At 35.5% G+C, this 12338-nt stretch carries 6 protein-coding genes; 4 read left to right on the forward strand and 2 right to left on the reverse strand.

The window, feature by feature from the left end:
• Positions 1-102: 102 nt before the first annotated feature.
• From R3L15_RS00490 to R3L15_RS00500, 3 genes are read left to right on the forward strand one after another with little or no spacing between them, the layout of a single operon-like run.
• On the forward strand, positions 103-6051 hold the full coding sequence (locus tag R3L15_RS00490; protein WP_338732576.1) for a gliding motility-associated C-terminal domain-containing protein: 5949 nt from the start codon (positions 103-105) through the stop codon (positions 6049-6051).
• 26 nt (positions 6052-6077) lie between these two features.
• Positions 6078-6989, forward strand: coding sequence for a type IX secretion system membrane protein PorP/SprF (locus tag R3L15_RS00495; RefSeq protein WP_338732579.1), 912 nt, complete (start codon positions 6078-6080; stop codon positions 6987-6989).
• A gap of 21 nt (positions 6990-7010) precedes the next feature.
• Positions 7011-8918 carry an OmpA family protein gene (locus tag R3L15_RS00500; protein WP_338732581.1) on the forward strand — a complete coding sequence of 636 codons (1908 nt, stop codon included), beginning with the start codon at positions 7011-7013 and terminating at the stop codon, positions 8916-8918.
• Positions 8919-8977: 59 nt separating this feature from the next.
• Here R3L15_RS00500 and R3L15_RS00505 read toward each other — a convergent pair whose 3' ends face one another.
• Both R3L15_RS00505 and R3L15_RS00510 read right to left on the reverse strand, forming a co-directional pair.
• On the reverse strand, positions 8978-10522 hold the full coding sequence (locus R3L15_RS00505; protein WP_338732583.1) for a ribonuclease E/G: 1545 nt from the start codon (positions 10520-10522) through the stop codon (positions 8978-8980).
• 307 nt (positions 10523-10829) lie between these two features.
• Positions 10830-11138 (reverse strand): HU family DNA-binding protein, encoded by a 309-nt coding sequence (locus R3L15_RS00510; RefSeq protein WP_317124821.1) that lies wholly within the window; start codon positions 11136-11138, stop codon positions 10830-10832.
• 119 nt (positions 11139-11257) lie between these two features.
• Here R3L15_RS00510 and mutY point away from each other — a divergent pair, with 119 nt between their 5' ends.
• A complete protein-coding gene (gene mutY, locus R3L15_RS00515; RefSeq protein ID WP_338732585.1) occupies positions 11258-12292 on the forward strand; it encodes an A/G-specific adenine glycosylase in 1035 nt (344 codons plus the stop codon).
• Positions 12293-12338: the final 46 nt, after the last annotated feature.

Here is a 12338-nt window from a genome sequence, read left to right on the forward strand (position 1 = left end):
TTACTTTTAAAATGTCCGGCAAAATGATGAATACATAATGTTTTTATTGATAATTTACTGTCAATAAATGAAAAAGATTAATAACTAACTATTTAACAACACATGAAAAAAATTACACTCTCTATTTTATTTGGGTTTATGGCTTTCTTTGGCTATTCTCAAATAGGATTAGTGGAAAACTTCGATGGTCAAGCTGGGTTACCTCCCGGATGGACAACAGATTCTTACAATTGGACAGTGGCTGAGGTATGTAACGTTATTTCTTTACGAGGTAACTTAAATGATACTAATACTACAGATCAATTAACATCACCAAATATTGCAGGGCAATCAAATGGAACAGATGTTAATATTAGTTTTGATTATAAAGTCGTAGACTGGTCTGCAGGTACTCAAGCTACGCCGCCAGGTTGGGGGCAAATGGATATTCAATACTCTACAGATGATGGTGGTAGTTGGACTACGATCACCACTATAGATGATGGAAACCATACAACATCAAATACTTGTGCAACATTCAATACGGTGTTGCCAGCTGCAGATATACCAACAGGCTCAGATTTTAAACTTAGGTTTGCTAATACTTGGGTAGCGGGAGATTATTATTTTTATATAGATAATGTTGTAGCTAATCAAGTAGTTGCAGATCCACCTTCTTGTGTTACCATGACAACTCCTGTAAATGGAGAAACGTCAGTTAGTATTAATACAACACTGTCTTGGAGTAGTGCTTCAGGGTTGCCAAACGGATATGTGCTTTCTGTTGGAACAACACCAGGGGGAACTGAAATAATAGATAATGAAGATGTTGGTTTATCTACATTTTATAATACGTTACCAGTATTAGATTATTCAACAATATATTATGTGAGTATAATACCTTACAATGATAATGGTCCTGCTATTGATTGTGAAGAGCAGATCTTTACAACAGGAGCAGATCCAAATGCACCAGTAGACTGTGCCTCTGGAACACCAATAAATGTGATACATTGTTATACCAATAACGATACAACTACATGGAACTTTCAAAGTTCTAGTGGTGCGCCATTAAATGTGTTCTTTAATTCAGGAGGGATTGAGTCTTGTTGTGATGATATTTTTATTTATGATGGAACAGATAATACAGGAACATTATTGTACGGTGGCAATAACGGAGGTGATTTAGCAGGATTGTCAATTAATTCAACAGGAGATTCTATTTTTATTGAAATCGATGCAGATCCTAGTGTTAGTTGTGATTCTGGTAGTACTTGTTGTACATCACCTTGGAACTTTGATGTGTCTTGTATAGATGAAACAGCAGTGCCAAACTGTAATGCAGATTTAACAACACCAACAAATGGAGCAACAGACGTTGATGTAGCTACTCAAATTACATGGTCTCCAGCATCTGTTGTTGTTACAGGGTACTATTTGTCTTTAGGTACAACACCAGGAGGAACAGATATAGCTGATAACCTTGATTTAGGAAATGTACTTTCTTACACACCTTCAAATATTTTACCTTACGAGACAGATGTTTATGTAACTATCACTCCGTATAACGATAATGGGTCTGCTGTAAACTGTAGTGAATATACATTTACCACAGAACAAAACCCATACCAATGTGCTGCTGAAGATCAGTGTGTCTTTACATTTACTATAGAGGATAGCTGGGGTGATGGATGGAATGGTAATACCATGTCCGTTTTACAAGATGGATTAGAAGTTGCTATTTTAGGTGAAGATTTTACTTCAGGAGCGGGACCAATCGAATATCAAATTCCATTATGTGATGGAATCCCATTTGAGTTATTTTGGAATGATGGAGGCTCATTTGCTGGAGAGGTAAGTGTCGTAGTGGTTGATGCTTTTGATGAAGAAATTTTTAATATGCCTAATGGTAATGGTGATTTACAAGGAACCTCTTTATTTTCAGATATGGTTAACTGTACACCACCTACTTGTCCAAGACCGAGTGATTTAACTATAGTAAATGTTACTCCTACCTCAGTTGAAGTGTCTTGGACATCAAATGGAACAGAAGATACTTGGGAAGTCATAGTTCAACCCCAAGGTACAGGATATCCAGATGGTACCGAACCAGAAATTATCCAAACAATGGATAACCCATATTTATATGAAAATTTAACCCCAGGCGTTGATTACGAAATTTATGTAAGAGCGATTTGTGCAGCTAATGACATGAGTGATTGGGAAGGTACAGTAAATTTCTCAACCCCTTATTTAGTTGACTGTGATGCCGGACAGGTTATTAATGAAACACATTGTTATGATAATGGTAATAATCAATATGTTGAAATATATAGTTTCCAAAGTTCTAATGGAGATCCTTTAAATATATTTTTCCATGCAGGAACAATAGAAACATGTTGTGACACTATTAGATTAGAAGAAGCAGATGGAACAGTTATTTATGAAGGAACAGGAAATGGAGGAGACTTAACAGGACTTTCTTTCAGTTCAACTGGAGATACTATAGTTATGTTTGTTGAAGCAGATGGTTCTGTAAGTTGTTCTAGTGGTTCTAGAGTAGAATGGGACTTTAGCGTGTCTTGTGTAGATACTACAGCAGTGCCAAACTGTAATGCTTCTTTAACTTTACCTGTAGATGGAGCTGTAGATGTTGATGAAAATACTGATTTAACTTGGAGTCCAGCCTCTATTATAGTTACAGGTTATACATTATATGTAGGAACAGCTCCAGGTACATCAGATGTAATAGATGGATTAGATGTTGGAGATGTCCTAACTTACGATTTAGGAACATTAGTATATGATACAACTTACTATGTAACCATTGTGCCTTATAATGATAACGGTAATGCTGCCGATTGTACAGAATATAGCTTTACCACAAGACCAGATCCTAATCAAATAATTGATTGTGAGGCCGGTCAGGTGTTCAATACAACATATTGTTATACTGATAATGATCCTATGGAATTTTATTTTGCGAGTTCAAGTGGCTATCCATTAAGCTTAGAATTTAACGCAGGTGAAATAGAAGAAACTTGGGATGAGATCATTATTTTAGATTCAGATGGTAGTGTTTTATACCAAGGAGATAATGGCGGAGATTTAACAGGTCTGTCATTTATTAGTTCAGGAGACACACTAACGATTCAAATAGATTCAGATGGTTTTGGTAGTTGCTCAAGTAGTGGTTACATTCCGTGGGATTTCGACGTTTGGTGTCAAACTTGTATTACACAAGACGTTAGTTTTAATATTATAAATGGTGATTGTGTTACAGATCCTGACAACCCTGTTTTTGAGGTTGCTGTCGATATTTCCGATATGGGAGATGCCGAATCTTTAACAATTACAGATGATCAGTCAGCAGATTCTCAAGAAGTATTTGAAACAGGAACCGTTGTTTTAGGACCATACCCTGCAAGTACCAATGTTGTGGTAACTGTTGCCAATACAAACGACTCTAACTGTATTGTGGAAAGTAATCCTTTAGCATTTTTATGTCCACCACCACCAAATCCATGTTCTATTGCTTATGCTGGAGAAGATCAAGTAGTAGATTGTGAAAACCCAGAGGCAACACTATCTGCAAACTTCCATTTATACGGTCAGGATACAGAAAATTATGAAATTAATGCTATAGATACGTGCCCGTCACCACCAGTTGATGGTGCTACACCAACAAGTGTAGATAGTGATGATGTATGGTCAGAAGTTATTGACCTTGGATTTGAATTCTGTTTCTATGGAGGTGTATATGACCAAGTAATAATAGGTTCTAATGGTGTAATTAGTTTCGAAACACAATATGCAGGAACAGGAAATGGCTGGGCTTTTGATGATACCGATACATTACCCAATAATGATAATGCGTCTATAACAGAAGGTAATATTTTTGGAGTAGGTCATGATATCGATCCAAGTGTTTGTGGTAGTATAGATTATGTTGTATTAGGATCAGCACCTTACAGACAGTTTGTAGTTAATTTTAATGATGTTTGTCATTTTAGTTGTAATGATATACAATCAACTAGCCAGATTGTGTTACATGAGTCCTCTAATAATATCGATATCCATATTATTGAAAAACCAACTTGTCCAGGATGGAATGACGGTTTAGCTGTTGTTGGTTTACAAAGTATAGACGATACGCAAGCAACAACACCTCCAGGACGTAATATGGGAGTTTGGACTGTAACAGAACCAGAATCTTGGAGATTCTCGCCATCTGGAACACCAAACTATACTTTAGAGTGGTTAGATGAAGATGGAAACTCTGTAGGAAATACAGAAACAGTAACAGTATCACCAGGTGAAACAGAAAATTATACGTTTGAAGTAACTTACGATTTATGTACTGGTGGTCAAGCAACAGTTTCTGATGAAGTCCTTGTTGAATATATTGGAGGCGATGAATTTGATGCTACATTTACAATGGAGCCAACATGCGATGGAGGTATAGCAACTCTTTCTGCTACAGCTGATACAGGAGGAACATTCGAATTAGATCCTGCACCAACAGATACTGCAGTTATCGATCCTGCAACAGGAGAAGTAACTAGTGGAACTCCAGGAGAAACTTATACTGTTCAATATACAACTTTAGGTAACTGTCCAGCAATAGAAACACAGACAGTTACTGTATTAGGGGTAGGCGATGCATCATTTACAATGGAGCCAACATGTGATGGTGCTACAGCAACTATTACTGGAGATGCAGGTGGAACATTTGCCTTTAACCCGGCACCAACTGATGATGCAGTTATTAATCCAAATACAGGTGAGATAACAGGAGGTAATACAGGAACAATGTATACTGTAGAATATACTTCACCAGGAGATTGTCCAGCAGTTTCAACACAAACAGTAACTACATTATCTGGAGGTGACCCAACGATTACTGTTGCACCAACTTGTGATGGTGGAACTGTTACCATTGTTGGAGATGCAGGCGGAACATTTGCTTTCAATCCAATGCCGAATGATGGAGCAGTTATTAATCCTACTACAGGAGAAGTAACTGGAGGAACTCCAGGAGCAACTTATACGATTGAATATACTGTTACAGTAGGTTGTACCGTTGTAGGAACGCAATCTTTAACAGTGCTACCTGCGGAAGACGCCACATTCACTATGGAACCAACTTGTGATGGAGCAATAGCTACAATAACAGGAGACATGGGCGGAACATTTGCTTTTAACCCAGTACCAACTGATGATGCAGTTATCAACCCAAATACAGGTGAAATAACAGGCGGAACTCCAGACACAAGTTATACAGTTGAATATACAACAGCGGGTGATTGTCCTCAAACCGAGATGCAAACAGTTACTACTCTACCTTTAGATGATGCTACTTTCACAATGGTTTCAACTCCTTGTGGTGCAGAAGTAGATAGTGTAATAACACCAGGTGGTACATTTACATTTAATCCAGAACCTAACGATGGTGCTTTAATAGACCCTCAAACAGGTGAGATTACAGGGGCTATGCCTAATACAGATTACACAGTTGAATATACAACGCCAGGAGAATGCTGGTCAACATCAACAGTAACAGTTACTCCTGAGCCAGGCGATGATCCTTATTTTGAGATGGAGCCAACAGTTTGTGGAGCACAAGTAGTCGAAGGTAGTGTGATGACACCAGGAGGAACCTTTAGTTTTGATTCATCACCATCCGATGGCGCTGAAATTAACTCCAATACTGGTGAGATTACAGGCGGTACTATTGGAACCACTTATTCTGTTCTTTATACAACAGCAGGAGATTGTCCAGAGTTTATGGTTGTTGATGTTACTGTAGAAGTATGTACTATTCCTCAATTAATAACACCAAATAATGATGGTAATAACGATGTATTTGATTTAGATGGGTTTAATGTGAGTAGTTTAGAGATCTTTAACAGATATGGTGTTAAAGTTTATAGTAAACAAAACTATACAGATGAGTTTGGAGGTATTTCAGATGATGGCGAAGAATTGCCAACAGGAACCTATTACTATGTAATGAAGTATCAAGGCAATCAAGTTAAAACGGCTTGGTTATACATCAATAGACAGAAGTAAACCACTAAATCAACTAATATATTATAATGAAAAAACTATATATAATAATCGTAACAGTTTTGCTTGCATATCAAGTGCAGGCACAGCAAGACCCACAATATACGCAGTATATGTATAACATGAATATCATCAACCCAGCCTATGCTGGATCAGTTGAAGATGCTATATCTATAGGTGCGTTATATAGAAGTCAATGGGTTGGTTTAGAAGGCGCTCCTAAAACAGGAACATTTTCTATCCACTCACCTGTAGGTAGACGAGTAGGTCTAGGACTTTCTTTTATAAGTGATGAGATAGGTCCAGTAAATGAAAACAATGTGTATGCAGATTTCTCATACACATTGCCTTTAGGTGGCGATCATAAGTTAGCCTTTGGTGTTAAAGCCGGTGCTACTTTTCATGACATTGGTCTAGGTAATCTAGATGTTATTGAAGAGAATGACCCTTTAAGAGAAAACATTAACGAAGTAACGCCAAACATTGGTGCTGGATTGTACTTATATCAACCTAATAGATACTATGTGTCTTTATCTATGCCAAATATGTTGAATTCGGTACATTTAGATACTAATGGAAGAAAAATAGGTTCAGAAGTACAACACTTTTTTGCAGCAGCAGGTTATGTGTTTGGTTTGTCTGACAACTTTAAGTTAAAACCACATGCGTTTCTTAAAGCGGCTGTAGATGCACCAGTGAGTTTTGATGTTAATGCCAACTTATTTATGTACGATTTGGTAGAACTAGGAGTAGGTTACCGCTTAGAAGATTCGTTTAGTGGGATGATTAATTTCTTAATTACGCCAAACCTAAGAATAGGCTATGCGTATGACAGTATTCAATCAGATTTAGACATTGAAACCTCATCGTCACATGAAATTTTTATCAACTTTGATATTAATTTAACGAAGAAAGTATCACGTTCACCACGTTACTTCTAATAACTACTTAAGCTAAACATTATGAGAAAAATTAAAATATTTATCACATTGATATTAATGAGTAGTTTAAGTGTAACTGCTCAAAATAAACACACTAAAGAAGCCGACAAACGTTTTGCAAAATACGAATTTGTCGAAGCTATCGAAGATTACAATAAATTGGTAGAAAAAGGTAAGGCCGATAGTTATGTTTACGGGCAATTGGCCGAAGCTAACTACAATATTTTTAATACTGAAGAAGCCGAGAAATGGTACGCAAAGGCCTTAGAAACCTCAGAAGATCAAGATTCTGAAATGGTGTACAAGTATGCACAAATGCTTAGAGCCAATGGTAAATACGACCAATCTAATACGTGGATGCAAAAGTTTGCCGCTATGGAGCCAAAAGACGATCGTGCAAAAGCGTTTACATCAAACCCAGATTATGTTTCTAGTATTTTAAATGCAAAAGAAAACTATGAATTATCATCGCTTGATATTAATTCTGAAGTAACCGATTTTGGAGGAACATTACAAGATGGTGTGCTTTATTTTTCATCAGCAAGAAATAATGCACGAAGAGACTATGGGTGGAATGAAGAGCCGTTTTTAGACGTTTATCAAGCAGATATGTCTATGACTGACGGCGAAGTAGCTGAAGCAGAAAAAGTATCAGGAGACATTAACACAAGATACCATGAAGGTCTAGTTACGTTTAGTCCAGATGGCAACACCATGTATTTTTCTAGAGAGAGCTTTTTTGAAGGTGTATATGAAAAGAATAAAGGCGACAGAACAAAAATAAGTTACCTTTATTTGTACAAAGCTACTAAAGATGGTGTACAATGGGGAAATGTCGAACTATTACCATTTAATGGCGAAGACTACTCAGTTAAAAATCCATCATTAAGCCAAGACGGAAAAACACTATACTTTGCCTCTAATATGCCAGGCGGAATAGGAGAGTATGATATTTATAAAGTATCAGTAAACGATGATGGTTCTTTTGGTACACCCGAAAACTTAGGCGATAAAGTAAATACAGAAGGACAAGAAATGTTTCCTTACATTAGTGATAATGGCACGCTTTACTTCTCTTCAACAGGGCATTTAGGCCTTGGAGGATTAGATGTATTTTATGTTGATGATTCTGGAAAAGCCCAAAATATAGGAACACCAGTTAACAGTAAAGCCGATGATTTAGCTTTCACAATTAATGAAGAAACAGGAGCAGGATTTGTATCATCTAATAGAACAGGTGGACAAGGAAGCGACGATATTTATGGCGTACAACGTTTAAAACCATGTAATGTGGATTTAACTATAGTTATTGTTGATGAAGACACTAACAATCCATTACCTGGTGCTAATGTAACTGTAGCCGATGCCAATGGGAGAGTTGTTTTAACAGAAACAGCTAATGCTCAAGGTGAGGTTATGTATACGGTGCCATGTTCAGAATCGTTAGATATTTCTGCAAAGTTAGCAGACTATGAAAGTAACCAAGTTACTTTTTCTGGAAGTGAAAAAGAAGAAGACATCTTTCAAGTTAATTTAAAGCCAATAGAGAAGATTATAGTTAAAGATCGTGTGGTGTTAAACCCAATATTCTTTGAGTTTGATAAATCTAATATCACATCACAAGGTGCTTTTGAGTTAGACAAACTTGTAGCAGTTATGAAGAAATACCCAGACATGGTCATTTCAGCAGAATCACATACCGATAGTAGAGGACCAAAACGTTATAATGAGCAATTATCGGAAAGACGTGCGCAATCTACAGTACAGTATGTAATTTCTAAAGGCATAGATGCTTCTAGAATATCAGGTGTAGGAAAAGGCGAAAACGAACCAAAAATAGATTGCGGTTCTGGTTGCAGCGAAGAAGAACACCAAGAAAACAGAAGATCTGAATTTATTATAGTAAGTGGAGGACCTTCTCAAGAATAAATTTAAGATATAAACAATACAAAAAAAGCCTTACTAAATTAATAGTAAGGCTTTTTTTGTTATTTAATCTTTTTACCATTCTTATCAAAGAAATGGTATTCGAGATATGTGTAAGCATCTCTTGGTAAAACTTTAACCCATTTTTTATGTTCAAAAAACCATTTTGAACGTATAGATGGAAATCCTCTTGTTAAAAAGGCTGCTATAAAAGGGTGTGCATTTAGCGTTACTTTTTTATAGTCTTTTTTAAATAATTGCTCAAGTTCGTGAGTTATTTTTTGTACTAAAACAATAGGCGCTTCAATTTCAGAGCCGTTAGTCCCATTAGGGTTTGTTTCCCTTGTTTTAATGTTCATTTCAGGTCTTACACGCTGTCTTGTTATTTGTACTAATCCAAACTTACTTGGAGGCAATATTTTGTGTTTTGCTCTATCGTCTTTCATTTCATCTCTTAAATGATTGTAGAGCGCTTTTCTATTTTCAGCTTTTGTCATATCTATAAAGTCAACCACAATAATGCCACCCATATCACGCAATCGTAATTGTCGTGCCATTTCTGTTGCGGCAATAAGGTTAACTTCTAAGGCTGTTTCTTCTTGCGATTTGGCTTTATTAGAGCGGTTTCCACTATTTACATCAACGACATGCATCGCTTCTGTATGTTCTATTACTAGATAGGCTCCTTTTGCCATAGAAACAGTTTTCCCAAAAGAGGTTTTTATTTGGCGTTCAATACCAAATTTTTCAAAAATGGGAACTTTAGTTTGATATAACTTAACTATAGATTCTTTTTTTGGTGCAATTTGCTGCACATAATCTTTAATTTGAATATAAAGCTCTTCATCATCAACATGAATACTTGTAAAGGTGTCGTTAAAAATGTCTCGTAAAATAGACGAGGCTTTGTTTAACTCTCCTAATACTTTGGTTGGGTGATGAGCTTTATGTAATTTTTTACACATGGCGTTCCAACGCCCCATAAGGTTGTGTAAATCTTTGTCTAATTCAGCCACTTTTTTGCCTTTGGCTACAGTACGTACAATAATTCCGAATCCTTGCGGTGTGATACTTTTAACAAGTCGTTTTAGGCGGTCTTTTTCTTCTTTGTCCTCTATTTTTTGAGAAATAGAAATACGGTTAGAAAAAGGTACTAAGACGATGTATCTGCCCGCTATCGAAAGTTCCGAACTTATGCGCGGCCCTTTTGTTGATATGGGTTCTTTTACTACTTGTACTAAAATAGACTGATTTGATTTTAAGACGTCGTTTATTTTGCCGTCTTTATCAATCTCTTTTTCAAATGGGAAGTTTTTTAAAGAAAAATCTTTTAGTTTTCCTGTGCTTACACGTTTTGTGAATTTTAAAAGGGAAGATAGTTTAGGGCCTAAATCGTGATAATGTAAAAAGCCGTCTTTCTCGTAACCTACGTTTACAAAAGCAGCGTTTAAGCCGGGAATAACTTTTCTTATTTTGGCAATAAATACATCGCCAACAGCAAAGTTATTACTTTCTTCATCTTTATGTAATTCAATTAATTTTCCATCTTTTAATAAGGCAAAATCAACATGTTCTGAATCAGATCTAATGATCAATTCTTTTTCCATTTTGTTAATTTTTATCCATACAATTACGTACAGATGGATTAAATAATATTTTCACAGGATTGTTAATCCAGAGGGTTTTAGACGGCGTAAGGTAAGCGCTGTCTTTTATAAAAACCCGTTATCAAAGAACGTTTTACTATAAAACCAAAAAAGTAGTTAACAAACTACTTTTTTGGGTTTATTTTTTCTTTTTATGACGATTAGCGCGTCTTCTTTTTTTACGCTTGTGCGTAGCTACCTTGTGTCTTTTACGTTTTTTACCACTTGGCATAAGTTACATGGGTTTAAAATTAATATTGTGTTTTAATTACTTTACTTCAACATTAGCTTTTACGCCTTCTAAGAAAACTTTAGCAGGTTTAAATGCTGGTATGTTGTGTGCAGGTATTTTAATAGTTGTGTTTTTAGAAATGTTACGTCCTGTTTTTTCAGCTCTAGTTTTCACGATAAAACTTCCAAAACCTCTTAAATAAACGTTATCTCCACTTTCTAAAGACGTTTTTACTTCATCCATAAAAGTTTCAACCGTTGCTTGAACATCTCCTTTTTCTATTCCTAATCTTTCAGAAATCTTTGCTACTAAATCAGCCTTAGTCATTTTTAAAATATTTTGTATAGTTACTATTAATTATAAAAGGGTTGCAAATATAGTCATTTAATATTCAATTTTTCAAACCTAAATAACTAAAATTTAACATTATAAACGTTTATTTTTGCGTTTAGTATATATTTTTCATGGTATTTTCACAAACTTTAACTAATTGGTACTCAGTAAATAAACGCGATTTGCCTTGGCGAAACACCGTCGACCCTTATCGTATTTGGCTATCAGAAATTATTTTACAGCAAACACAAATTAAGCAAGGATTACCTTATTATCAAGCATTTGTGAACGCTTATCCAAATGTAAAAAGCCTTGCAGATGCCTCGCAAGATGACGTTTTAAAGTTATGGCAAGGTTTAGGGTATTATTCTAGAGCGAGAAATTTACATGAAACAGCTAAACATGTTGCTTATAATCTTAACGGGAGTTTTCCAGATAGTTATAAAGAGTTATTAAAGCTTAAAGGCGTTGGCGATTATACAGCAAGTGCTATAGCATCTATTTGTTATAATGAAAAAAAGGCTGTTTTGGATGGTAATGTGTATAGAGTTTTATCTCGCTATTTTGGGGTTGATGAACCTATAAATACATCGAAAGGGTTTAAAGTTTTTAAAGTTTTGGCGCAAGAACAACTCGATTGTAATAACCCAGCAAATTATAACCAAGCTATTATGGATTTTGGCGCCACACAATGTACGCCAAAAAAAGTAGCGTGTAAAAACTGCCCGTTAATGGAAGGTTGTGTTGCCTACAGAAAAGATTTAGTTGAAGCTTTACCTATAAAATTGAAGGTAAAAAAGCCTAAAAAGAAATATTATAACTTTTTGGTTTACTTATCGGCAGATAATAAAACGCTACTAGAGCAACGACAAGGGAAAGGAATTTGGGAAGGATTATATCAATTTCCTTTATTAGAAACCGAAAAACCAATAACACATGCAGATTTAAAAAAGCAAATTGCAAATAATCAAAAGCAAGCATTTGATTTAAGGCTTTTTAATACAAAAGATATAGTACATAAACTATCTCATCAACATTTGTATACTAAGTTTTGGATTATTGATGTTCAAGAACTTTCAGAAAACAGTATTTTATTTTCAGAATTAAAAAGTTATCCTGTACCAGTTTTAATCGAGAAGTTTATTGAAGCGTTTAACTTTTCATAAAGCTGTAAGCTCATATTTTTTTATTAATTTTAATGAGATGTAAAGC

Source organism: Mangrovimonas cancribranchiae, from assembly GCF_037126245.1.
In the GTDB taxonomy this organism is placed as follows: domain Bacteria; phylum Bacteroidota; class Bacteroidia; order Flavobacteriales; family Flavobacteriaceae; genus Mangrovimonas; species Mangrovimonas cancribranchiae.